Source organism: Microbacterium sp. CGR2 (assembly GCF_003626735.1).
Classification (GTDB): domain Bacteria; phylum Actinomycetota; class Actinomycetes; order Actinomycetales; family Microbacteriaceae; genus Microbacterium.
In genome coordinates this window covers 801,492-822,837 of record NZ_RBHX01000001.1, presented here as the reverse complement: position 1 = coordinate 822,837, position 21,346 = coordinate 801,492, and the positions used below count along the sequence as shown (strand labels likewise).

Genomic DNA, 21,346 nt, shown 5'->3' with positions numbered 1-21,346 from the left:
GCGCAGTTCGCATGCTTCCCCTTCTGCGGCCGAGCGATCGGCGGGTGGGGTCGCGTGCAGACAAGGGATCTTGGGTGAGGCCGTCCGGCCTCACGGTATAGAAGGAGTCACCATCATGGCAGCAGTGTGCCAGGTGACCGGAGCTGTTCCCGGTTTCGGTCACAACGTCTCGCACTCGCACCGCCGGACGAAGCGCCGCTTCGACCCGAACGTGCAGAAGAAGACCTATTTCGTTCAGTCGCTGGGTCGTAAGATCACGCTCAACGTGTCCGCCAAGGGCATCAAGGTGATCGACGTCCGCGGCATCGAGAACGTCGTCAAGGACCTCCAGGCGAAGGGTGTGAAGCTCTAATGGCCAAGAAGGCTCAGGACGTACGTCCGATCATCAAGCTGCGTTCGACGGCGGGTACGGGTTACACGTACGTGACCAAGAAGAACCGCCGCAACACCCCTGACCGCCTCGTGCTGAAGAAGTATGACCCGGTTGTTCGCAAGCACGTCGAATTCCGCGAGGAGCGTTAATCATGGCGAAGAAGAGCAAGATCGCTCGCAACGAGCAGCGCAAGGTCATCGTCGAGCGTTACGCCGAGCGTCGCGCCGAGCTGAAGAAGACCCTGGTCGACCCGAACGCCACCGACGAGGCCCGTGAGGCCGCACGCGTCGGCCTGCAGAAGCTGCCGCGCAACGCGTCGCCGGCTCGCGTGCGTTCGCGCGACGTCATCGACGGCCGCCCCCGCGGTGTCCTCACGAAGTTCGGCGTCTCGCGCGTCCGCTTCCGTGACATGGCACACCGTGGCGAGCTGCCCGGCGTGACCAAGTCCAGCTGGTAATCACCGGCAGACGAAAGGGGCGAGGATCTTCGGATCCTCGCCCCTTTCGCGTCCCCGCGCCGCCGTGCGCAGATCCCCTCCGAAGCGACGGCGTGAGACGCCGGAACGGTCCGAAACCTGTGGCTGGAGTGACAAATGTGGCCCGACACGCCCCGGATATGCCCAAAACCCGCGAAATGACGCGGAAATGTCGGCTGGCGTTGATACATTCGAGGCGGTCACTAGACCAGGAGCATCCGCTCCGACACCCACAACGATGCGACGGGATCTCGTCGCTGGAGGATGACATGGCTGACAAGTCCATCACCAAGACCGAGCTCGTCGCGAGCATCGCAAGCGCCACGGGCCAGAGCCAGGCCACCGTCTCCGGTGTCCTCGACTCGCTCTTCTCCTCGGTCTCCGATGCTGTTGCCAAGGGCAGCAAGGTCTCGATCCCGGGCTGGATCTCGTTCGAGCAGGTCGACACCGCTGCCCGCACGGGCCGCAACCCGCAGACCGGCGCCGAGATCAAGATCCCGGCCGGCAAGCGCGTCAAGGTGACCGCTGGCTCCAAGCTCAAGGCTGCCGTCAAGTAATTCGGACCGCACCTCCAGAAGGCCGCCGCCCCTCGGGGTGGCGGCCTTCTGCGTGGGCGCAGTCCTTCGGCGCGGCTTAGGCTTGAGGGGTGACCCTCCGTGCCGAAACGACCAGCCGGGCTTCGGCGTATCGTCTCGCCGGTGTGACGATACTCATGGTCGCCGCCCTCTTCGGCACGATCGTGGCCCTCATGGTCGGCGGAGGAGCGGAACCGCCCCTTCTGCAGGACCCTGGGCCCTTCGTCCTCTGGGGTACGCCGATCGCCAGGGTGGTCATGAACCTCGCCGGTGCCGTGATGCTCGGTTCGCTGGTGCTTGCGCTGTTCGCCCTGCGTGCCGGGGAGCGGATCTTCGACACGGCGCTGAACATCGCCTCCATAGGCGCCGCCGTGTTCACGGTCGCGTCGGGGCTCGCCGGTTTCCTCGCCTTCATGGCCGCGTTCAATCCGCGGCTCAGCATCGAGCGCGAGTTCGGAACGCAGCTGGGACGGTTCCTGCTCGAACTCCCGCTCGGGCAGTCCTGGCTCATCACCACCATCTTCGGCGCCCTGATCACGGTGCTCGCCTTCGCCTGGCGCACGTGGACGCCGACCCTTGTCACAGCGATCCTGGCCGCAGCCTCGTTCCTTCCTCTGGCCACTCAGGGGCACGCCGGCGACCTGGCGGGACACAACGTCGCCGTGAACTCGATCCTGCTGCACATGATCGCCGCGGCGGTCTGGCTCGGCGGACTCATCCTCCTCGTGCTCCTGCGCGGTCGCGAGGGGGCGGACACGCCCCGGTTGGTCGCGCGGTATTCGTCGCTCGCGATCGTTGCCTTCGCTGTCGTGGCGGTCTCAGGGGTCACCCGGTCGGTGGTGGCGGTCGGCGATTGGGCTGCGTTGTGGACCACCCCGTACGGGGCGATCGTGCTGGCGAAGGTCGCGCTGCTCGTCGCGATGGGGCTGTTGGGCGCCTGGTATCGCACCCGACTCATCTCCCGACTCGAGGGCGACAGGGCCGCCCGGTGGTTCTGGCTGCTCGTGCTGTGCGAAGTCGCCCTGATGGGGCTGGCCTCCGGAGCGGCCGCCGCCCTCGCCCGCACACCCCCGCCCACAGGAGAGACCGCCGCGTTCGCACAGACCCCGGCCGAGATCCTCACCGGAACGACCCTGCCGCCGGAACTGACCTTCGAGCGCTGGTTCACCGCGTGGAACATCGATGTGCTCTGGCTCGTCGCCGCAGGATTGGGTCTGTTCTTCTACCTCGCCGGCGTCTTCCGCCTGCAGCGCCGGGGCGACCGTTGGCCGATCCACCGCACCGTGTTCTGGGTATTGGGGATGCTGATGCTCGTCTGGGTCACCGGCGGACCGATCAACGCCTATCAGGAGTACCTGTTCAGCGTGCACATGCTCGGGCACATGATGCTGTCGATGGCGATTCCGCTGCTGCTCGTCACCGGTGCGCCGATCACTCTCGCCCTCCGGGCCATCCACAAGCGCGATGACGGCACCCGGGGCGGTCGCGAATGGATCATGTGGGCTGTGCACTCGCCGGTCGCCCGGGTCGTGACGCATCCGTTCTTCGCGGCAGCCAACTTCATCCTGTCGCTGTGGGCCTTCTACTTCACGGACCTCGTGCGCTGGTCGATGTACGAGCATCTCGGCCATGAGTGGATGGTGATCCACTTCCTGCTCTCGGGCTATCTGTTCGTGATGAGTCTGATCGGCGCCGACTCGGTGCCGTACCGGCTGCCGTACCCCGGACGTCTCATCACGCTCATCGCCGTCATGGCCATGCACGCGTTCTTCGGCATCGCGATCATGATGCAGGAGGGGCTGATGGTCGCCGACTGGTTCGGGGCGATGGGCCGCGACTGGGGTGTCAGCCCGCTCGACGATCAGTATGTCGGCGGTGGCATCGCCTGGTCGATCGGCGAGATCCCCACCCTCGTCCTTGCGATCACTGTGGCGATCCAGTGGAGCCGCAGCGACACGAAGCTGCAGCGCCGCGGTGACCGGCACGCCGACCGCACCGGTGACGCCGAACTCGAGGAGTACAACGCGCGGCTCGCCGCTCTCGCCGAGCGCGACCGCCGCCACGAGGTGCACGAGAGCCGTTAGCGACCCGCGTCAGTCGTCGGTCGGGTCCTTGGGGGAGCCCACGCGGATCGATGCAGATCCGTCCGGCAGTATCGCGATGGTGCCGTTGACCTGGAACGGCACATCCTCCGACACGTGATCGATGGAACCGTCGAACAACGACTGGATCTCGACCTCGACGTGAGCCACGCCATCCGTGGGTGGGATCTGCCACTGGCCGCCGTCAGGGGCGACGGTGACCTGAGGTTGCGACGCGATCGACCACTTCGGCGGTGACGTGATCCGGTTCACCACCTCGAGGCCGAAGGGGCAGTTCGTCGGCTGCAGCACTTCCTGTTCCGTGCACTGGGTGAGGAATTCCTCGACCCGCTGCTGCACGACGCCGACGAAATCCTCGGTCGGCGTGGTCTGCACATCCAGGGGCGTGATCGCGAGCGGAGCGTCGGCCAGGATGCCGTTGCCCGACGACTGCGAGATCGGCGTGTCGACGGTGATCGAATACAGTCCGGGCGTGAAGACCAGCAGCGACAGGGGATCGAGCGCTTCGGCATCCGCCCCTGCCGCCGAGACCTGTCGCCGGTCGACTTCGAACCCGTTGACCGCGAAACGATCCGCACCCCGCACGGTGAGCTCGATCACGGCCAGCGGACTGGTCGTGAAGCGCCAGTTGGGGGTGATGCCCGCCCACCCGTCCTGCTCGATGAGGAAGGTGGTGGTTCCCGCGTGGCCGCTGGCCCGGTAGGTGACCGTGACGGCGGTCTTCCCGTCGGCGGGCTCCTCGGACTCGATCTCGACGTTCGTGAGCGGGGCCAGAGCGGCGTGGCGCAGCATAGCTTCGGAAGCTGCAGGGTCGATGCCTGCCGCTTCGAGGATCTCGTGGTCGACGCTGACGCCTGGCACGCGCAACGCGTCTGCCGCGCGGCCCGCGGCGAGGAGGTCGAGGTAGCGGGACACGAAGGCGGAGGGGCCGTAGAACTGCTGGTAGAGCGTGGCTCCGCCGGCGCCGAGCGCCGCGATGAGCATCAGGCCGACGACGATGAGGATGGCCAGATCCGCAGCAAGACGGGCGCGGCGGGGCGCCTTCGTCTCGACCTGCTGCATGGCGCCAGTCTAGGTCTGCGTCCTGGGATGACGCCGAGCGTCGGCTGCTGTCGGCGGACGGCAAGACATAGCATGGGTGGGCTGCCCGTGTCCGTCCGCTGCCCCTGTGAGAAACGTGTCCCTTCCCGCCCTGTCCGAAGAGCAGGATGAGCTGTTCCGGCTCATCGAGGACACTCGCGAGCACGTGTTCATCACCGGTCGTGCGGGGACCGGCAAGTCGACACTCCTGCAGCATTTCGCCTGGCACACGAAGAAGCAGATCGCGATCTGCGCTCCGACCGGGGTGGCGGCCCTGAACGTCGAGGGGCAGACGATCCATTCGCTGTTCCGGTTACCGATCGGCCTCATCGGCGACGCCGACATCGATCAGAACGATGCGACGCGCCGGATCCTCAACGCCATCGAGACTCTCGTGATCGACGAGATCTCCATGGTCAACGCCGACCTGATGGATGCCATGGACCGGTCGCTGCGGCAGGCGCGAGGTCGGCGTGGCGAGCCGTTCGGAGGTGTCCAGGTCGTGATGTTCGGCGACCCGTACCAGTTGGCACCCGTGCCACCGCGCGGCGATGAGGCACGCTATGTGCAGGACCACTATCGGTCGTTCTGGTTCTTCGACGCGAAGGTCTGGGCGGGCGGCTCGGGAGGCGCGGGATCGGGGGCTCCGAACGAGGGGCTGTTCGACGTCGACACCAGGGCCGAGTTGCATGTGCGGGAGCTGGTGCAGATCCACCGGCAGTCCGACGACGGCTTCAAGGCGATGCTCAATGCCGTCCGGTACGGCCGGGTCACGGCAGAGATCGCGGGGGTGCTGAACGCGCAGGGTGCGCGCACGCCTCCGGAGCCCGAACCGGGTGAAGTGCCCATGATCACGCTCGCGACGCGCAACGACATCGTGAACGGGATCAACAGCCGGCACCTTCAGGCGCTGCCCGGCAAGGAGCAGACCGCACGGGCCGAGGTCAGTGGGGACTTCGGCCGGGGCGAGGCCTCGCTGCCGGCGGAGTCGGAGTTGAAATTGAAGGTCGGAGCGCAGGTCATGTTCCTCCGCAACGACACGGCGATGTCAGGTGAGCCGCCGCGGTGGGTGAACGGAACGATCGGCACGGTGACCCGGATCCTCGGGGGGGCGGTGCGTGTGGACATCGACGGGGAGGAGGTCGACGTCGAGCCGGCCGTCTGGGAGAGGTTCCGGTACGCGTACGACCAGAACACGAAGAAGCTCTCTCGTGACGTCGTGGCCGAGTTCACCCAGTTCCCCCTGCGCCTTGCCTGGGCGGTGACGATCCACAAGTCCCAGGGGAAGACCTACGAACGCGCGATCATCGACCTCGGCTCCGGAGCCTTCGCTCCCGGCCAGACCTACGTCGCGCTGAGCCGACTGACGTCGCTGAACGGTCTGTACCTGTCGCGTCCGCTGCGTCCGAGCGACATCCGCGTCGATGAGGACGTGCGGCGGTTCATGCGCGATGCGTGGCTGGCGGCGTCGACTCCGGAGTTGCCGAAGGCCTGAGGCGCCGGTCCGGCTCAGGCCGCAGCGCGGGCACGGTCGAGGTCTTCGAAGAGCTCGGTGTTGAAGCGGTAGGCGAGAAGCACCTCGTCGATGACGCGCTCGCGCTCGTCGTCGTCCCACGGGGCGTGATCGAGCTGTTCCCGGTAGACGTCTTTGAACGCGGCCGGGTCGGCGATGTCGTCGAACAGGTAGAAGCCGATGCCGTTGGTCTCGAAGCCGAAGCGCCGCGACATCACGCGCCCGATGAAGATGCCGCCGGAGAGATCGCCGAGGTACCGGGTGTAATGGTGCGCGACGAAGCCGCCAGGCCACGTCGCCCCGACCTGACGGATGCGCTCGACGTAGCGCTGCGTCGTGGGCAACGGTGCGATCCGCTGCCGCCAGTCCGGCCCGAGGAGGAATTCGAGATCGGCTTCGAGCGCCGGGAGACGCGTGAGCTTGTCGCTGAGGAAGACGGATGCCACGGGATCCTGCCGCATGCGCTCTCCGGCGCCCTCCAAGGCCTCGTAGATGAAGTAGTGCTGCGCGACGAGAGAGATGTAGTCGTCGCGAGACCCGTCGCCCTTCATGAGGTCGGACATGAAGCCGGCGCCCTCGCTGCGGGAGTGCGATCCGGAGGAACGCTCGCGCAGGGCCGAGGAGAAGGAGAGGATCGCGGGCATGGCTTCAGTGTAAGGGTGACCTAACCTTGCGGGGAAGGGGGTGGCGCGAACCCGACCGAAGATGAGTCAGTCCTGGGGTCGCGCGTCGACGCCCAGGCGCGCACAAGCGGCGTCGTAGATCGCGACGACCTCGCGTCTCACAGCGGGGCGATCGTCGATCGGGCCGCCCGGCCACGGCACGCGCAGCTCGAAGACCTCAGCGGCCCGAGAGACCTCCCACACCCCGCCATCGCCGTCGAAGCCGATCATCCTCGCGGACGTCGCCTCTTCGTCGTCGGGAGCCGCGAAGGCACGGGCGATCAGGACGTTGTCGTCGGCGTGGTCCCCGTTCATATGGCGCAGGACCGCCGCGACCACGGGAGCTTCGAAGATATGCGGCACATGCACACACTAAGGCGCGTCGTGTCGGGGAGGGCCATCTTTCAGCATCCGCGTTCTAGACTCGGGAGACACGTCTTCCGGGGGTTCTTTCCATGCAGCTTCTCTCGTCGCGCCGGTGGCGCGCCGCAGCCGCCAGTGCGGCCATGCTCGGCCTCGTCCTGACCGGATGCTCCGCTGACGAGTCGTTCACGTACACGCCGCCCGCCCAGGTCGATGCCGCGCTTCCGGAAGCCACCGTCACGGCGATGCAGGGGGCGGTCGACAACGCCATCGCGGCATCGGGCGCATCGGGCGCGATCGTGGGCGTGTGGGTGCCGTGGAGCGGAAGCTGGGTTGCCGCGACCGGCACGCAGGAGCGCGACGGCGGAGATGAGCTGAGCACCGACATGTCCTTCCGCATCGCGGATGTGACCCGGCTGATGACGTGCGACGTGCTCTACGCGCTCGCTGACGAAGGAACCGTCGAGTTGGACGCGAAGGTTCCCGAGTATGTGTCGGGCGTCGCCGACATGCAAGAGGTGACTCTGCTCGATCTCTGCAACGGAACGAGTGGTGCCGCGTCGTCGGAAACGACCGCCAAGAGCGCGTGGTTCAACACGCCGGAGCGGGTCTGGGCGCCGCTGGAGTTGGCGAGTTTCGGACTGGGCCGCGACCGGGTCGCCCCTCACACCGCCTTCCGTGATTCGGACGCCGGCTACCTTCTGCTCGGGCTCGCGCTGGAGCGCGCCAGCGGAATGTCGGCTGCCGAACTGATCCAGGAGTACGTCGCCGAGCCCCTCGGGTTGCAAGACACCTCGTTGCCGAGCCCCGTCGCTGCACCGCCCTCGACAGGTCCGGTGATGAAGGGGCATTACCTGCCGACCGCGGAAGGCGGCTTCAACTGCGCGGCACCCCGCGACATCACCACGGTGTCGTCGAGCAACGGCTACACCGACTCCGGAGTGGTCTCGACCATCACCGACCTCGGCCGCTATGCGCAGGCTCAGGCCGCGCAGGTGCTGCGCACACAGGACGAGCCGGACCGCTACGGTTCGCCGCTGCCGGTGAGCAAGAAGTCCGCATCGTGGTTCCAGGCCACGGGTGGCGGCTACCTCGTGGGATCGATGGTGGGTCAGCACGGCTGGACCCCCGGCTATATCACGGCCGCTTACGCGGATCCCGCGACCGGCTTCACCGTCGCGGTCACACTGAACGACTCGACGGCCGGCTCGAACCTCGCGAGGAACCTCTCCTGGGAGCTCGCGGCGATCGCGTCGAAAGCCCCGGCGGCATCGGGGCAGACCGCACCCGAGTTCGGCCTGCCGTTCACGGCCGAGCAGTACCACCAGGCGATCACCGACTCCGCGATCACCTGCGTCGCCCCGCCCGCGGGGTGATCGGCGCGCAGCCCGGACGACATCGAAAGGGTCTGCAATGGCGATCATCGACAACGCGATCTATGTGAACGGTTCTCGGACCGAGAACCCGCAGAGCCTCAGTGAGACGTTCGAGCGTATGCGCGAGCGCGGAGGCATGAGCTGGATCGGGCTCTACCGACCGAGCGAAGAGGAGATCCGCGAGGTCGCCGACGAGTTCGGCATCCACGCTCTCGTCGTCGAAGACGCGCTCTCCGGACATCAGCGCGCCAAGCTCGAGCGCTATGGGGACGTGCTGTTCATGGTGCTGCGTCCGGCACGCTATCTCGATGACATCGAGGAGGTCGAGTTCGGCGAGGTGCACATCCTGGTCGGACCCGACTTCGTCGTGACGATCCGGCATGCGGAGTCGCCCGACCTCGGCCGCGTGCGCCGCCGGCTGGAGGGCGATCCTGCTCTGCTCGGTCACGGGCCCCAGGCGGTGCTCTACGCCATCCTCGATGAGGTCGTGGACGAGTACGCCCCGGTGCTCGTCGGCCTCGAGAACGACATCGACGAGATCGAGAGCGAGCTGTTCGAGGAAGACGTCGATGCGACGCAGCGCATCTACGACCTGGGGCGGGAGGTCATCGACTTCCAGCGCGCGACGCAGCCGCTTTCCGGGATGCTGGACGCCCTGCTCCGCGGTGCCGACAAGTACGGCGTGAGCGAGGAACTGCAGCGATACCTGCGAGACGTCCTCGACCACACGCTGCGCGTCACGGATCGCGCCACGACGTTCCGAACGGTGCTCGACAACGCGCTCACGGTGGAGTCGACGATCGTGGCCAGGCGTCAGAACGAGGAGATGCGGCGGATGACGGAACTGAGCATCCGTCAGAACGACGAGGTCAAGAAGATCTCCGGGTGGGCGGCGATCTTGTTCGCACCGACACTCGTCGGCACCGTGTACGGCATGAACTTCGACCACATGCCCGAACTGCACTGGGCTCTCGGGTACCCGATGGCCGTCGCCCTCATGGTCGGCATGGGGGTCGGCCTCTACGCCGTTTTCAAGCGCAAGGGTTGGCTGTGAGCTGATTCGGCCGAGGTGCGCGGAAGGTTGGCAGAAGAACGCCTTGTGATGGCGGGCATCCGGCGGGACGCTGAGCGGATGAACCGCTCCACCGACACCGCCCTGCTCGTCATCGATGCGCAGGAGTCCTTCCGTCAGCGTCCCGAGGAGTGGGCGGCCACCGCCAATCCGTCAGTACTGGACAGCATCGCGCTGCTGGTCGAGCATGCGCGAACCCGCGGGGACCGAGTCATCTGGATCACTCACTCCGAGCCCGGCAGCGGAGGCGTCTTCGATCCTGACCGAGGGTTCGTCCGCGTGATCGCCGAACTCGGCCCTCTGGACTCCGAACTCGCCGTGACGAAGACGTCCATCAACGCGTTCACCTCCACCGACCTGGAGGAGCGACTGCGCGCAGCCGGCATCCGGCGCCTGGTCGTCTGCGGCATCCGCACCGAACAGTGCTGCGAGACGACCGCCCGCGTCGCCAATGACCTCGGCTTCGACGTGGAGTTCGTGACGGATGCCACGACAACCTCGTCCATTGCGGAAAGCGGCTCGCTCGTGGCCGTGTCCGGTCAGGACATCATGCGCCGCACCGAGAGCATCCTCTCCGCCCGTGGGTTCGCCGCGATCACGACGGCGCAGCGCTTTACGTCGTCCTCGTCGTAGCGTCAGCGCGACTCGTCCTCGTCGATCTCCACACCCGGTCCGGGCCCGGGGCGCACCGGAGCATCCGGCGCGATGTCGATGCGCGTGTTGCCGTCGTGCTCACTGACCTCGATGCGCGGGGCAGCATCTGCTTCGGTGGCATCCGGGGCGGACGTCAGCTGGTCGTGACGCTTCTCTTCGCTCGTCATCTCGTCGTCGGGGGTGTGATCAGGCGTGCTCATGGTTCTCCTTCGTGCCGTCGGTGTGCGGGGTGCGGTTCTCCGCGCGGGTGCGTCCCCAGCGTGCCAGGAAGTACAGCGCGACTCCCACAGCGAGGAGGATCGCGCCGAACAGCCAGACGACGGGGCGCTGCTGGGTGAGCAGCAGGATGCAGGATGCCACGCCGAGGACCGGTACGAACGTCCAGACCCGGAAGTGATCCTGTTCGACCTTGTCGCGACGGAGCACCAGCACCGAGATGTTCACGCTCAGGAACACGAACAGCAGCAGCAGCACGACCGTCTCGGCGAGTGTCGCCAGGTCGCCGACGAGGGTGAGGCCCATGGCCACCAGGGTCGTGGTGAGGATGGCGACCCACGGCGTCTTGCGGTTGGGGAGCACGCGGCCCAGCACCGGCGGCAGCAGGTTCTGCTCGGCCATCCCGTAGGTCAGGCGGCTGACCATGATCATCGTCAGCAGCGCGCCGTTCGCCACCGCGATCAGAGCGATCAGGCTGAACAGCCAGGAAGGCACGCTCACACCGGTCGCCTCCACCACGGCGAGCAGGGGGCCGCTGGACTCCTGCAGTTCGGATGCCGGGAGGGCGACGGAGCTCGCCAGGCCCACGAGCACGTAGACGGCGCCCGCCGTGAACAGGGCCGCGAAGAGGGCGCGGGGGTACGTGCGACGCGGGTTCTTCACCTCTTCGATCATGTTCGCCGAGGTCTCGAAACCGACGAAGGAGTAGTACGCGATCACCGCGCCGGAGAGCACGGCGATTCCGACGCTGGTGCCCTCAGGTGTCTGCGTGACGCGTGACACGTCACCGCCACCACCGCCGACGAAGATCGCCACGACCGCGATCACGATCACCAGACCGCTCAACTCGATCGCGGTCATCACGAGGTTCGCGCCCATGGATTCGCGGATGCCGCGGGCATTGAGGAGCCCGACCACGGCGAGGAAGGCGATGGCGACCGGGATGGTCGGGAGGTCGATGAAGGTGCTGAAGTAGTCGCCCGCGAAGGCGATGGCCAGACCCGCCGCGCTGGTGACGCCCGCCGCCAGCATGCTGAAGCCCACGAGGAACGACACCAGTGGATTGCGGAAAGCCCGCTCGGCGAAGACCGCCGATCCACCCGCCCGCGGATACTTGGTCACCAACTCGGCGTAGGAGCCGGCGGTGAGGAGCGCGAGCAAGAGGGCGAGCAGCATCGGCGCCCACAGCATCCCGCCGACTTTTCCGGAGAGGACGCCCATGAGCGCGTAGATGCCGGCGCCCAGGACGTCTCCCAGGATGAAGGCGAACAGGAGGGGGCCGGTGATGGCCCGTCGCAAGCGTGTGGGGGCCTGCCCGTCGGGCGCGGTCTCGGTGGTCATCCTGGAAACCTATCGGGCGCGCGCAGAAACCGGCGAGGGGTTGACACGGTAGCAGCGATCTCGGAAGCCCGGGTGTGAGAGATTGTGACGATGAACACCACAGCTTCCGTGGGCGACGCCGCTCCGCCCGCGCGCACCCTGCTCGTCGGGTTCGGCAAACTCGGTGCGCGCCTCGCTCGCCGCCTCCGCGCGGACGGCGGCGAGGTCTTCGCGCTCCGCCGCAGCGACGGTGTGCTGCCGGACGGCGTGGTCGGCATCCGGGCGGATCTGGCGGCGCCGCTGCCCGAGGCGCTGCCCGCGGTCGACGCCATGGTCGTGACCCTCCCGCCGGGCGGCGGTGTCGACAGCTACCGCATCGCGCTGACTCATCTGGCCGAGGCGCTGCCGGCCGTTCCCGCGCGCACCGTGTTCGTCTCTTCGACGGGGGTGTTCGAGGGATCGGCGTCGGAGCATCCGGTCACCGAGCAGAACGAACCCGTGCCGGCGTCAGACCGGTCACGAGGGCTCCGCGACGGGGAGCAGGCCGCCATCGAGCTGTTCTCAGCGATCATCGTGCGGCCGGCCGGCATCTACGGACCCGGCCGAGGATTCCTGCTGCGCCAGGTGCGGGAGCACGCGACGGTCAACCACCGTCGGCGCACGAACCGCATCCACGAAGTCGATCTCGTGCGCGCTCTGGATCTGCTTCTTCGGATGCCGGAGCCACCCGCGCTCGTGCACGCCGTCGATCAGGTCCCCGTTCCCCTCGGCGAAGTGGTCGACCACATCGCGCGGGAACTCGGCGTGGACGCGCCGCCCGACGACCCGTCCGCCCAGGCGAGAGGCCTGGTGCACGATGGATCGCTGCTGGTCGCTCTGCTGGGGACCCTCCGGTACCCGACCTATGTCGAGGGCTATGCGGAGATGATCTCGGGAGAGCCGCGGGGCTGAAATCCGGGCGAAGATGGAAGGAGCGCGCCCCGCCGCACCCAGGACAGGAGCTCCCATGACACTCGCCTCACCGTTCGACTCCATCGAGGTCGACCATCTTCGCCGGATCGGCGGACTCAAATGGTCGATGTTCCCCGACACCGTGGGGGCGTTCGTGGCCGAGATGGACTTCGGTGTCGCCCCGGGCATCTCCCGCGCGCTGCACTCCGCCGTCGACCAGGGACTGTTCGGCTACCTGCCCACGGCGGTCTCTGACGAGATGTCGCAGGCCACGGCCGACTGGCTCCGCGACGTGTACGGCTGGACCGTTCCGGCATCCGACGTCCATCCGATCGCCGACGTCATCCACGCCCTCGAGCTCGCGATGGCGCACTTCTCGACGCCGGGCGCTCCGGTCATCGTTCCCACGCCGGCCTACATGCCGTTCCTGTCGGTGCCGCCGGCGGCCGGGCGCGAAGTCATCCAGGTGCCCATGACCGTGACGGACGGCCGCTACACGCTCGACCTGGAGGGCATCGACGCCGCGTTCCGTGCGGGCGCGACCCTGCTGATCCTCTGCAACCCGTTCAATCCGGTCGGGCGAGTGTTCGATCGTGCAGAGCTGCTCGCCGTCAGCGAAGTGGTCGCGCGTCACGGTGGCCGGGTCTTCTCCGACGAGATCCACGCGCCGCTCGTCTACGCCCCCGGTGCACACATCCCGTACGCGTCGATCTCGGATGCCGCGGCCGCCCACACCGTCACCGCGACCTCCGCGTCGAAGGCCTGGAATCTGCCCGGGTTGAAGACGGCGCAGATCATCATCACCAATGACGGGGACCGCGAGATCTGGGAGCGCATCGGGATGATGGCGTCGCACGGCGCCAGCAACCTCGGCGTCATCGCGAACACTGCCGCCTATCGCGACGACCGCACCTGGCTCGCCGATGTCGTGGAGTACCTCGACGGCAACCGCCGCTTCCTCGGCGAGGCCCTCGCTGCACGCATCCCCGAGATCGCCTACCGGGCGCCTGAGGGCACCTATATCGGGTGGTTGGATGCCCGTGCCCTCGATCTCAGCACGCAGCCCGCGGACTTCTTCCGCGAGAATGCCGGCGTCGCTCTGACCGACGGCTCGGCCACGGGGGTGGCGGGCGTGGGCTTCATGCGGTTCGTCTTCGCCACCCCGCGACCCATCATCGAGCAGGCCGTGGACCGGATGGCGGAGGCCCTGGCACGGCGCTGACCGGCACGCCACGGCCTCGACGCGGCATCCGTCACACCGGGGTGTCGATCTCTTCGTCCGGATGGCCGCGGCGAGCCGCGCGTCGGTGCCGTGCGCGGTCGAGCGCGGCCATCGTCGGGGTCGCCGCGACTCCGTGGATGAGGACGGATCCGAGGATCACGAGGGATACGACGGCCCACAGGCGATCCCCTCCGGCGAAGTCGCCGTTCTGCAGCGCGTAGGCGATGTAGAAGAGCGAGCCCACCCCGCGTACTCCGAAGAACGAGATCACGGCGCGCTCTCGGGGGCCGGTCTTGCCCGGGGTCAGACCGATCCATCCCGCCAACGGGCGGATGACGAGGAGCACGACGGCGGCGAAGAGATAGTCGGCGAGCGTGAGTGAGTCGAGCAGCCCGCGGGCGACTGCCCCGCCCAGGAGGACGAGCACGACAACGGTCAGCAGCCGTTCGACCTGTTCGACGAAGGTGTGCAGCACCGAATGAAGGCCGTGCGATTGCTCGCCGGCCCGGATCGTGCAGGCGCAGACGAAGACGGCGATGAAGCCGTACCCTTCCACGACCTCGGCGGCCCCGTAGGCGAGGAACGTGGCACCGAGCGCGATGAAGCCGTCGGCGCGATCGGCGAAGCCGGCCCGCTGCGACAACTCCGAGAAGAACAGGCGTCGGAGCAGCCATCCGGCGCCGAATCCGACGGCCGTGCCGACCGCGAGCCGCCAGAGCACGTCGACCAGGATCCATTCGCCGAGCCACCCGCCGGGTGCGAAGCCGACGAGGCTGATGGCGATCGCCGCGTAGGTGAAGGGGAACGCGAGGCCGTCGTTGAGGCCGGCCTCGGAGGTGATGGCGAAGCGGGCCTCGTCGTCGTCGTTGTCGTCATCCCCGGTGAGAGGTTCGCTGACCTGCACTTCGCTCGCGAGTACCGGGTCGGTGGGGGCGAGGGCCGCCGCGAGAAGGACCGACCCGGCGACCCCGAGCCCCAGGCCCCACCATCCGAGGAAGGCGACGGCCACGATCGACAGGGGCATGGTTATCGCCAGGAGCCTCCACGTGGTCGACCAGGTGCGCCACTGGAACCGGCGATTGATCGCCAGCCCCGCGCCCATCAACGACACGATGACGCACAGCTCGGTGAGATGCAGTGCGAACTCCGGATGCTCGAGCGGGTCCGGATCCGGCAGGTCCGGGAACAGCGCGAAGGCACCGACGCCGGCGGCCACGAAGACGATGGGCATGGAGATCGGCGCCCGCCGCAGCAGGCGCGGAAGAAGTGCCGCGACCAGCGTGGCGATGCTGGCGGCGAGATACAGCAGCCCTACCGGGTCGAGGGTCATTCCTAGAACGTACTCGCGCCGTCGCGGAATTGATGCGGGTTGCGGGAACAGCTGATGCCGGAGTACCTTCTCGTGGGCGCCGGACTACGCTGAAAATCGTGACGAAGAAGCGCGACATGGTCCGGATCCCCGGCGGTACGTTCCTGATGGGTTCCGAGGACTTCTATCCGGATGAACGGCCGGTCCATGAGCGGGAGGTCGCGGAGTTCTTCATCGACCGTCATCCGGTGACGAACGCGCAGTACGCCGAGTTCGTCGACGTGACCGGGTACGTGACGGTCGCCGAACGCCCTCTCGACGTCTCCGCGTATCCCGGGGCCGACCCCGCCGACCTCGTCCCCGGGTCGATGGTGTTCACCCCGACGGCAGGACCCACGGATCTGCGCAACTGGCGCAACTGGTGGCGCTGGCAGCCGGGGGCGTCCTGGCGCCGCCCGTTCGGCCCGGAATCGTCGATCGACGACCGGTTGCAGCATCCGGTCGTGCACATCGCCTTCGAGGATGCCGTGGCCTACGCCGACTGGGCGGGCATGCGGCTTCCGACCGAAGCCGAATTCGAGTACGCCGCACGCGGAGGACGGGAGAGCGCCGCTTTCGCCTGGGGTGATGAGGCGTATCCGGAGGGCGTGGCTCAGGCCAACTCATGGCTGGGGCGCTTCCCGTACGACAATCAGGGCGTGGGCGGCACGGCCGCCGTCGGTTCGTACCCGCCGAACGGCTACGGACTCCACGACATGATCGCCAACGTGTGGGAGTGGACGACCGACTTCTACACACCGCGGCACATCCGTTTGTCGGACAAGCCCGTGGATGCCGGGAAGCGGGCGAATCTCCTCGCGGCGGCCAGTGCCCAGGAGGGATTCCCCGACATCCCGAGGCGCGTCCTCAAAGGCGGGTCGCACCTCTGCTCGCCGGACTACTGCCTGCGTTTCCGTCCGGCCGCGCGCTCGCCGCAGGCTGAGGACACCGGTATGTCGCACATCGGGTTCCGCCTCACCCGTTCCGAGTGAGGGCCCCTGGGCTTCTGATCCTCGTCGTGCTTGGCTTCGACCGCGGGCGTCCGCCCGATCTCATCGGTGAACGAAGGAGTCTTCATGGCTGACAAGCCCAACATCCTGATCATCTGGGGCGATGACATCGGCATCTCGAATCTGAGCACCTATACCGACGGTCTCATGGGGTACCGGACGCCGAACATCGACCGCATCGCCGACGAGGGCGTGAAGTTCACCGACTACTACGGCGAGCAGAGCTGCACGGCCGGGCGCGCGGCCTTCATCACCGGGCAGAACCCCTACCGCACGGGGTTGACCAAGGTCGGAATGCCGGGTGCGGGGCTGGGCCTGCAGCCCGAGGACCCCACGATCGCCGACGCGCTCAAGCACCACGGCTACGCCACCGGCCAGTTCGGCAAGAACCACCTGGGCGACCGGGATGAGCATCTTCCGACCGCACACGGCTTCGACGAGTTCTTCGGCAACCTGTACCACCTCAACGCCGAGGAGGAGCCGGAGCACCCCGACTATCCGACCGACGAGGAGTTCCCCGGCTTCAGCGAGAAGTTCCGGCCTCGCGGTGTGATCCACTCGTGGGCGAACGAGGACGGCACTCAGCGAATCGAAGACACCGGGCCGCTGACGAAGGAGCGGATGAAGACGGTCGACGAGGAGTTCCGCGACGCGGCGTCGGACTTCATCCGCCAGCAGGCCGACGACGACACCCCGTTCTTCGTCTGGTTCAACTCGACGCACATGCACTTCCGCACCCACACGAAGGAAGAGAGCAAAGGCAGAGCCGGGCGCTGGCAGTCCGAGTACCACGACACGATGCTCGACCACGATGACGTGGTGGGCAGCCTGCTCGACCTGCTCGACGAGTTGGGGTTGGCCGAGAACACGATCGTCATGTACTCGACCGACAACGGCCCGCACATGAACAGTTGGCCGGATGCCGGCATGACGCCGTTCCGCAACGAGAAGAACTCCAACTGGGAGGGTGCGTACCGCGTTCCCGCGATGGTGCGCTGGCCTGGGCGTATCCCGGAGAAGACGACGCTCAACGGCATCGTGAGCCATAACGACTGGTTCGTGACGTTGCTGGCGGCGGTCGGCGACGCGGACATCGCCGACCGGCTGAAGTCGGGCACCGAGCTGCACGGCACCGAGTACAAGGTGCATCTCGACGGCCACAATCAGCTCGACTACATCACCGGTGCCGTGGAGCACAGCCCTCGCCGGCACTTCTTCTACGTCTCCGACGACGGCGACCTCACGGCGATGCGCTTCGAGAACTGGAAGGTCGTGTTCCTCGAGCAGCGCGCTGCCGGCACACTTCAGGTCTGGCAGGAGCCGTACATCGAGTTGCGGTTCCCGAAGCTGTTCAATCTGCGCACCGATCCGTTCGAGCGAGCCGACATCACGTCGAACACCTACTGGGACTGGGTGCTGGAGCACGTGTTCCTGTTCGTGCCGGCGCAGGCGTACGTCGGGAAGATCCTGCAGACGCTCGTCGAGTTCCCGGCACGTCAGGAGTCTGCGTCGTTCACGATCAACCAGGTCATGGCGAAGCTGAAGTCGACGATCGGGAGTTCCTGACCGGACGCAACGGCTCACGATTCTGGATCCAGAATGCAGATTCGGGTCCAGAATCCATCGTCTCGGAAAGGGGCCTCAGCCCGTGACCGCGGCGAGGAGGAACCGCCTGAGCGTCTGCAGGGCTGCGCTTTCGTCGATGCGGGAGGCGAGCACGGCGCCCGCAAGCGCGTCGGCCGAGGCGACGGCGGCCTCGAGGGCGATCGGTTCGACACGGTCGGCTCCGACGACCTCGGTGAGGGCGGCGCGGCAGCGTTCGACATAAGCCGCCACCGACTCCTGCCGCATCCGCGCGAGCACGGGCGTGCCGTTGAGGGCGGCGACCACTCCTCCCATCTCGGCGCCTTCGGCGCGTGCGCAGTCGAGGTAGCTCGCGGCGACGACGGCCACCACCCCTTCGGCGTCGGGTCCGGCGCTTGCGAGCGCTGTCTCGAGCGAGGCGCGCTGGCGTTCGTCGAATTGGCGGTAGAGCGCGGCGAGGAGCCCTGAGCGGTCGCCGAAGTGCTCGTAGACGACGGGCTTCGTGATGCCGGCGCGGTCTGCGAGGGTGCCCAGGGTGAGTGCGTCTGCGCCGTCGCTGCGGATCATCTCGCGCGCGACGCTCAGCAGCTGCGCGCGGCGGTCGGCCTTTGACATCCGCTGTCGCGCGCCCTCTTTCGCGCCTGTCATAGTCGTCGTTGCGCCCCATACCTACTATGTGTAAGTTACCGTTGGTAGGTAACAACCTTATCCCAGCGTACGACCACTGCACCCGTCAGCCAAGGAGAATCATGACCACCGCCCAGACCTCCGCCGCACACTGGGTCTACGCACATCCGCAGGCCGCCTCGCTGAATCGGCAGCTGTTCGACGCGGGAGTGGAGGCGCTCGCGGACCGCTACCGAGTGCAGACCTCGGATCTGTACGGCCAGGGGTTCGATCCGCTGTTGAGCCAGCGGGACATCGCCGGCCGCCCGGGCAACATCGTCGACCTGATGGGCGAGGTCAACGAGAGCGGACTGGTTCCGGACGACGTGCGGCTGGAACAGCAGAAGCTCGAGGCCGCGGAGCTGCTCGTGTTCCAGTTCCCCCTCTGGTGGTACGGCGCACCGGCGATCCTCAAGGGCTGGTTCGACCGGGTGTTCACCAACGGCTTCGCCTACGGCGGCGTCGATGCGGTCACGGGGCTGCCGCTGCGGTACGGTGACGGCGGTCTGACGGGCAAGCGGGCGCTCATCATCGTGACGGCGGGTGAGGATCCCAGGAGCATCGGTTCCCGAGGCATCAGTGGTGACCTGGACGCCCTGCTGTTCCCGCTCACGCACGGCACGCTCTGGTACACCGGAATCGAGTCGCTCGACCTCCACGTCATCTACGACGCCGACACGCTCGACGACGACGCCGTGAAGGCGGAGCGTGATCGGCTGACCGCGAGGCTCGCCGGCATTCACGACGAGGTGCCTTCGCAGCCGTACCGCACCCTGCGCGACGGTGAGTACCGGGGAACACGGGCGCTGCGCGCCGACATCCTGCCCGGCCGCACCGACCTCGGCATCCACCGCGTCGCCCCCGCCGCTGCTTTCCAGCGGTCAGTCGACCACGTGCGCTGATCTTCCGGCCGCCACCAGCCTCGCCACCGGTGTCGGGCACGCACTATCGTGAGGCCCATGACCGACCCCACCGCCACGCTTCTCGCGGCCGTCATCGCAGCCGCGGTGGCCGGGCTGGGGCTCGTCTGGTCTGTCATCAGCTTCGCCATCACAAGGCGCACTCAGCGCGCCACCGATGCGCGCCAGGAATGGTCGCGTCGGTTCGAGCACGCCCACGCACTCGCCCTCAGCACTGACCTCAAGGAGGCGGCGACGGGTCTGAAGCTCATCGAGGCGCTGGCGAGCGAGAAGTGGGTGACGGACGAGGACAGAGCGACTGCGCTCAGCATCCTGTCGTCATTCACCCACGCGATCCAGGCTCCCGCTGCAGAGCTTCGTGCCACGATCCTCGCGGACGTCACGAATCCGGCAGTCGCCGCCGAACTCGCCAAGGTCACGGCCGGAGCGAAAGGTCGATTCGAACTGTACCGAGATGGTGCCGGTGACTACCGTTGGCGCCTGAAGGCGGCGGATGGACAATTCCTGGCGGTGAGCGAAGGTCACGCGACGGAGCGGGCGGCCCTGAACTCGATGGAACTCGCCCGGCGCGAACTCGGAAACGTGTGACCGATGTGGAGGGGCTGACGGGAATCGAACCCGCGCTATCTGCTTGGGAAGCAGAAGTTCTGCCATTGAACTACAGCCCCGTACCCACTCGAGAGCGGGTGGAGCCAGCCTACCTGCCGTTCCACCGATGGACAAAGTGCGCGCAGTAGGCTGAACCCGTGCTTCTCAGTGATCGCGACATCAGGGCAGAACTCGCATCCGGCCGCGTCGGCCTAGAGCCGCAGGATCCCGAGATGATCCAGCCGTCCAGTGTCGACGTGCGCCTGGACCGGTACTTCCGTCTCTTCGACAACCACAAGTACCCGTTCATCGATCCCGCGGAGGATCAGCCCGAGCTCACGCGTCTGATCGAGGTCGCCCCGCATGAGCCGTTCATCCTCCACCCCGGCGAGTTCGCGCTCGGCGCGACCTACGAGCAGGTCAGCCTGCCCGACGATGTCGCCGCCCGCCTCGAGGGCAAGTCGTCCCTCGGCCGTCTAGGGCTGATCACGCACTCCACGGCCGGGTTCATCGATCCGGGTTTCACCGGGCACGTGACGCTCGAACTGGCCAACGTCGCCACTCTGCCGATCAAGCTCTGGCCGGGCATGAAGATCGGGCAGCTCTGCTTCTTCCGTCTCACGTCCCCGGCCGAGAACCCCTACGGTTCCGGCCCGTACGGCAACAGGTATCAGGGGCAGCGGGGGCCGACGGCATCCCGTTCGTTCCAGAATTTCCACAAGACCGACGTCGGAGTGACCGATGTGGGAGCAGTAGGAGGTTGACATGAGCGACGGCAGCGTGAATCCGCATCAGCCGGGCAGGCCCGACGAGCCGGTGAGCGCGCCGGACGAACCGGCGATCGAGCCTGCGGATGCGGCGATGCCCGCCGATGTGGTCATCCCGCCCCCTCCTCCGGAGACGCCGATCCCCGACGGGCTGCTGGCTCCGCCCGCCATGGAGATCCCGCCCGCGTCGGAGGTCATCCCGCCGGCTTCGACCGACACGCGGCGCCGTACCGATCGCCCGAAGCCGTCGCTCCTGGAAACCCCGCCGCCCCCTGCAGCGGCCGCCGACTGGGCGCAGCCGTCCGTCGCCCCTGAGGTTCCGACGTCCGGCGGATACCGCGGCCTGAGCGCCGTGATCTTCGCCTTCCTGCTGCTGTTGCTCGTGGCCGCAGTCGCTGCCGTCATCTACCTCGCCACCAGCACGAGCCTGGACTTCACGCCATCCGAAGGTTTCGGAGGACAGATGGCCGTCGTCGCGCTCGGGCACGCCGTCGACCTCGCACGCTAGA

The 21,346-nt window shown here is 67.4% G+C and carries 24 protein-coding genes and 1 tRNA gene; 17 read left to right on the top strand and 8 right to left on the bottom strand.

Annotation, left to right across the window (positions count from 1 at the left end; all coding sequences use genetic code 11):
* Positions 1 to 115 precede the first annotated feature (115 nt).
* The 5 genes from rpmB to D7252_RS04200 all read left to right on the top strand — a co-directional run bounded on the left by rpmB (position 116) and on the right by D7252_RS04200 (position 3,507).
* Positions 116 to 352 carry a 50S ribosomal protein L28 gene (rpmB, locus tag D7252_RS04220; RefSeq protein WP_120774253.1) on the top strand — a complete coding sequence of 79 codons (237 nt, stop codon included), beginning with the start codon at positions 116 to 118 and terminating at the stop codon, positions 350 to 352.
* Positions 352 to 522 carry a 50S ribosomal protein L33 gene (gene rpmG, locus D7252_RS04215; protein ID WP_046014935.1) on the top strand — a complete coding sequence of 57 codons (171 nt, stop codon included), beginning with the start codon at positions 352 to 354 and terminating at the stop codon, positions 520 to 522. Before rpmB ends, rpmG begins: the two co-directional genes overlap by 1 nt.
* Before the next feature lie 2 nt (positions 523 to 524).
* Positions 525 to 830 (top strand): 30S ribosomal protein S14, encoded by a 306-nt coding sequence (gene rpsN / locus D7252_RS04210; RefSeq protein WP_042540535.1) that lies wholly within the window; start codon positions 525 to 527, stop codon positions 828 to 830.
* Positions 831 to 1,117: 287 nt separating this feature from the next.
* A complete protein-coding gene (locus D7252_RS04205; RefSeq protein WP_120774252.1) occupies positions 1,118 to 1,405 on the top strand; it encodes an HU family DNA-binding protein in 288 nt (95 codons plus the stop codon).
* A 155-nt stretch (positions 1,406 to 1,560) separates the two neighbouring features.
* A complete protein-coding gene (locus D7252_RS04200) occupies positions 1,561 to 3,507 on the top strand; it encodes a cytochrome c oxidase assembly protein (protein ID WP_120774251.1) in 1,947 nt (648 codons plus the stop codon).
* 9 nt (positions 3,508 to 3,516) lie between these two features.
* Here the strand turns inward: D7252_RS04200 and D7252_RS04195 are convergent, their stop codons facing one another.
* Positions 3,517 to 4,587 (bottom strand): hypothetical protein, encoded by a 1,071-nt coding sequence (locus D7252_RS04195; RefSeq protein WP_120774250.1) that lies wholly within the window; start codon positions 4,585 to 4,587, stop codon positions 3,517 to 3,519.
* 115 nt (positions 4,588 to 4,702) lie between these two features.
* On the opposite strand from D7252_RS04195, the gene D7252_RS04190 reads away from it, so the two are divergent.
* Positions 4,703 to 6,100 carry an ATP-dependent RecD-like DNA helicase gene (locus tag D7252_RS04190; RefSeq protein WP_183055377.1) on the top strand — a complete coding sequence of 466 codons (1,398 nt, stop codon included), beginning with the start codon at positions 4,703 to 4,705 and terminating at the stop codon, positions 6,098 to 6,100.
* A 14-nt stretch (positions 6,101 to 6,114) separates the two neighbouring features.
* Here D7252_RS04190 and D7252_RS04185 read toward each other — a convergent pair whose 3' ends face one another.
* Positions 6,115 to 6,762: a heme oxygenase (biliverdin-producing) gene (locus D7252_RS04185; RefSeq protein ID WP_120774248.1), complete on the bottom strand. Its 648-nt coding sequence runs from the start codon at positions 6,760 to 6,762 to the stop codon at positions 6,115 to 6,117.
* 66 nt (positions 6,763 to 6,828) lie between these two features.
* Positions 6,829 to 7,143, bottom strand: coding sequence for a DUF2470 domain-containing protein (locus tag D7252_RS04180; protein WP_120774247.1), 315 nt, complete (start codon positions 7,141 to 7,143; stop codon positions 6,829 to 6,831).
* Between the two features lie 92 nt (positions 7,144 to 7,235).
* On the opposite strand from D7252_RS04180, the gene D7252_RS04175 reads away from it, so the two are divergent.
* From D7252_RS04175 to D7252_RS04165, 3 genes are all read left to right on the top strand, one after another.
* Positions 7,236 to 8,519 carry a serine hydrolase gene (locus D7252_RS04175; RefSeq protein WP_120774246.1) on the top strand — a complete coding sequence of 428 codons (1,284 nt, stop codon included), beginning with the start codon at positions 7,236 to 7,238 and terminating at the stop codon, positions 8,517 to 8,519.
* A 37-nt stretch (positions 8,520 to 8,556) separates the two neighbouring features.
* Positions 8,557 to 9,573 (top strand): magnesium/cobalt transporter CorA, encoded by a 1,017-nt coding sequence (corA, locus tag D7252_RS04170; protein WP_120774245.1) that lies wholly within the window; start codon positions 8,557 to 8,559, stop codon positions 9,571 to 9,573.
* Between the two features lie 78 nt (positions 9,574 to 9,651).
* Complete coding sequence (locus tag D7252_RS04165) at positions 9,652 to 10,224, top strand: cysteine hydrolase family protein (RefSeq protein ID WP_120776788.1); 573 nt, start codon at positions 9,652 to 9,654, stop codon at positions 10,222 to 10,224.
* Positions 10,225 to 10,226: 2 nt separating this feature from the next.
* Here the strand turns inward: D7252_RS04165 and D7252_RS04160 are convergent, their stop codons facing one another.
* Positions 10,227 to 10,445 (bottom strand): multidrug transporter, encoded by a 219-nt coding sequence (locus D7252_RS04160; RefSeq protein WP_120774244.1) that lies wholly within the window; start codon positions 10,443 to 10,445, stop codon positions 10,227 to 10,229.
* Positions 10,432 to 11,802, bottom strand: a complete 1,371-nt coding sequence (locus tag D7252_RS04155; RefSeq protein ID WP_120774243.1) for an APC family permease — start codon at positions 11,800 to 11,802, stop codon at positions 10,432 to 10,434. Before D7252_RS04155 ends, D7252_RS04160 begins: the two co-directional genes overlap by 14 nt.
* A gap of 90 nt (positions 11,803 to 11,892) precedes the next feature.
* On the opposite strand from D7252_RS04155, the gene D7252_RS04150 reads away from it, so the two are divergent.
* Entirely contained in the window at positions 11,893 to 12,732 is an 840-nt protein-coding gene (locus D7252_RS04150) for a sugar nucleotide-binding protein (protein ID WP_120774242.1), read from the top strand.
* A 55-nt stretch (positions 12,733 to 12,787) separates the two neighbouring features.
* Positions 12,788 to 13,954 (top strand): MalY/PatB family protein, encoded by a 1,167-nt coding sequence (locus D7252_RS04145; protein WP_120774241.1) that lies wholly within the window; start codon positions 12,788 to 12,790, stop codon positions 13,952 to 13,954.
* 31 nt (positions 13,955 to 13,985) lie between these two features.
* Here the strand turns inward: D7252_RS04145 and D7252_RS04140 are convergent, their stop codons facing one another.
* The gene (locus D7252_RS04140) at positions 13,986 to 15,284 is read right to left on the bottom strand and encodes a sodium:proton antiporter (protein WP_120774240.1); all 1,299 of its coding nucleotides are present in this window, start codon (positions 15,282 to 15,284) and stop codon (positions 13,986 to 13,988) included.
* Positions 15,285 to 15,400: 116 nt separating this feature from the next.
* On the opposite strand from D7252_RS04140, the gene D7252_RS04135 reads away from it, so the two are divergent.
* The gene (locus D7252_RS04135; RefSeq protein WP_120776787.1) at positions 15,401 to 16,294 is read left to right on the top strand and encodes a formylglycine-generating enzyme family protein; all 894 of its coding nucleotides are present in this window, start codon (positions 15,401 to 15,403) and stop codon (positions 16,292 to 16,294) included.
* 84 nt (positions 16,295 to 16,378) lie between these two features.
* On the top strand, positions 16,379 to 17,878 hold the full coding sequence (locus D7252_RS04130; RefSeq protein WP_120774239.1) for an arylsulfatase: 1,500 nt from the start codon (positions 16,379 to 16,381) through the stop codon (positions 17,876 to 17,878).
* A 75-nt stretch (positions 17,879 to 17,953) separates the two neighbouring features.
* On the opposite strand, the gene D7252_RS04125 is transcribed toward D7252_RS04130, so the two are convergent.
* Positions 17,954 to 18,511: a TetR/AcrR family transcriptional regulator gene (locus D7252_RS04125; RefSeq protein WP_183055169.1), complete on the bottom strand. Its 558-nt coding sequence runs from the start codon at positions 18,509 to 18,511 to the stop codon at positions 17,954 to 17,956.
* 134 nt (positions 18,512 to 18,645) lie between these two features.
* Between D7252_RS04125 and D7252_RS04120 the strand changes: the two genes are divergently transcribed.
* Together D7252_RS04120 and D7252_RS04115 are read left to right on the top strand one after the other, a co-directional pair.
* Positions 18,646 to 19,464, top strand: a complete 819-nt coding sequence (locus D7252_RS04120; protein ID WP_120774237.1) for an NAD(P)H-dependent oxidoreductase — start codon at positions 18,646 to 18,648, stop codon at positions 19,462 to 19,464.
* Between the two features lie 57 nt (positions 19,465 to 19,521).
* Positions 19,522 to 20,070 carry a DUF1508 domain-containing protein gene (locus tag D7252_RS04115; protein ID WP_120774236.1) on the top strand — a complete coding sequence of 183 codons (549 nt, stop codon included), beginning with the start codon at positions 19,522 to 19,524 and terminating at the stop codon, positions 20,068 to 20,070.
* Positions 20,071 to 20,076: 6 nt separating this feature from the next.
* On the opposite strand, the gene D7252_RS04110 is transcribed toward D7252_RS04115, so the two are convergent.
* Positions 20,077 to 20,150, bottom strand: a tRNA-Gly gene (locus tag D7252_RS04110).
* Between the two features lie 78 nt (positions 20,151 to 20,228).
* Between D7252_RS04110 and dcd the strand changes: the two genes are divergently transcribed.
* Both dcd and D7252_RS04100 read left to right on the top strand, forming a co-directional pair.
* Complete coding sequence (gene dcd, locus D7252_RS04105) at positions 20,229 to 20,834, top strand: dCTP deaminase (protein WP_120774235.1); 606 nt, start codon at positions 20,229 to 20,231, stop codon at positions 20,832 to 20,834.
* A gap of 1 nt (position 20,835) precedes the next feature.
* Positions 20,836 to 21,345 (top strand): hypothetical protein, encoded by a 510-nt coding sequence (locus D7252_RS04100; protein ID WP_120774234.1) that lies wholly within the window; start codon positions 20,836 to 20,838, stop codon positions 21,343 to 21,345.
* Position 21,346 lies beyond the last annotated feature (1 nt).

What these genes read in the sequence shown, in the direction of transcription:
- D7252_RS04165 (WP_120776788.1), top strand. Translation starts at nt 9,652, where the DNA reads ATGAACCGCTCCACCGACACCGCCCTGCTCGTCATCGATGCGCAGGAG.
- D7252_RS04155 (WP_120774243.1), bottom strand. Translation starts at nt 11,802, where the DNA reads ATGACCACCGAGACCGCGCCCGACGGGCAGGCCCCCACACGCTTGCGA.
- D7252_RS04100 (WP_120774234.1), top strand. Translation starts at nt 20,836, where the DNA reads ATGAGCGACGGCAGCGTGAATCCGCATCAGCCGGGCAGGCCCGACGAG.
- D7252_RS04185 (WP_120774248.1), bottom strand. Translation starts at nt 6,762, where the DNA reads ATGCCCGCGATCCTCTCCTTCTCCTCGGCCCTGCGCGAGCGTTCCTCC.
- D7252_RS04130 (WP_120774239.1), top strand. Translation starts at nt 16,379, where the DNA reads ATGGCTGACAAGCCCAACATCCTGATCATCTGGGGCGATGACATCGGC.
- D7252_RS04140 (WP_120774240.1), bottom strand. Translation starts at nt 15,284, where the DNA reads ATGACCCTCGACCCGGTAGGGCTGCTGTATCTCGCCGCCAGCATCGCC.
- D7252_RS04125 (WP_183055169.1), bottom strand. Translation starts at nt 18,511, where the DNA reads ATGTCAAAGGCCGACCGCCGCGCGCAGCTGCTGAGCGTCGCGCGCGAG.
- D7252_RS04135 (WP_120776787.1), top strand. Translation starts at nt 15,401, where the DNA reads ATGGTCCGGATCCCCGGCGGTACGTTCCTGATGGGTTCCGAGGACTTC.
- rpmB (WP_120774253.1), top strand. Translation starts at nt 116, where the DNA reads ATGGCAGCAGTGTGCCAGGTGACCGGAGCTGTTCCCGGTTTCGGTCAC.
- D7252_RS04175 (WP_120774246.1), top strand. Translation starts at nt 7,236, where the DNA reads ATGCAGCTTCTCTCGTCGCGCCGGTGGCGCGCCGCAGCCGCCAGTGCG.
- D7252_RS04195 (WP_120774250.1), bottom strand. Translation starts at nt 4,587, where the DNA reads ATGCAGCAGGTCGAGACGAAGGCGCCCCGCCGCGCCCGTCTTGCTGCG.
- D7252_RS04150 (WP_120774242.1), top strand. Translation starts at nt 11,893, where the DNA reads ATGAACACCACAGCTTCCGTGGGCGACGCCGCTCCGCCCGCGCGCACC.
- rpmG (WP_046014935.1), top strand. Translation starts at nt 352, where the DNA reads ATGGCCAAGAAGGCTCAGGACGTACGTCCGATCATCAAGCTGCGTTCG.
- rpsN (WP_042540535.1), top strand. Translation starts at nt 525, where the DNA reads ATGGCGAAGAAGAGCAAGATCGCTCGCAACGAGCAGCGCAAGGTCATC.
- corA (WP_120774245.1), top strand. Translation starts at nt 8,557, where the DNA reads ATGGCGATCATCGACAACGCGATCTATGTGAACGGTTCTCGGACCGAG.
- D7252_RS04160 (WP_120774244.1), bottom strand. Translation starts at nt 10,445, where the DNA reads ATGAGCACGCCTGATCACACCCCCGACGACGAGATGACGAGCGAAGAG.
- D7252_RS04200 (WP_120774251.1), top strand. Translation starts at nt 1,561, where the DNA reads ATGGTCGCCGCCCTCTTCGGCACGATCGTGGCCCTCATGGTCGGCGGA.
- D7252_RS04145 (WP_120774241.1), top strand. Translation starts at nt 12,788, where the DNA reads ATGACACTCGCCTCACCGTTCGACTCCATCGAGGTCGACCATCTTCGC.
- D7252_RS04205 (WP_120774252.1), top strand. Translation starts at nt 1,118, where the DNA reads ATGGCTGACAAGTCCATCACCAAGACCGAGCTCGTCGCGAGCATCGCA.
- D7252_RS04120 (WP_120774237.1), top strand. Translation starts at nt 18,646, where the DNA reads ATGACCACCGCCCAGACCTCCGCCGCACACTGGGTCTACGCACATCCG.
- D7252_RS04115 (WP_120774236.1), top strand. Translation starts at nt 19,522, where the DNA reads ATGACCGACCCCACCGCCACGCTTCTCGCGGCCGTCATCGCAGCCGCG.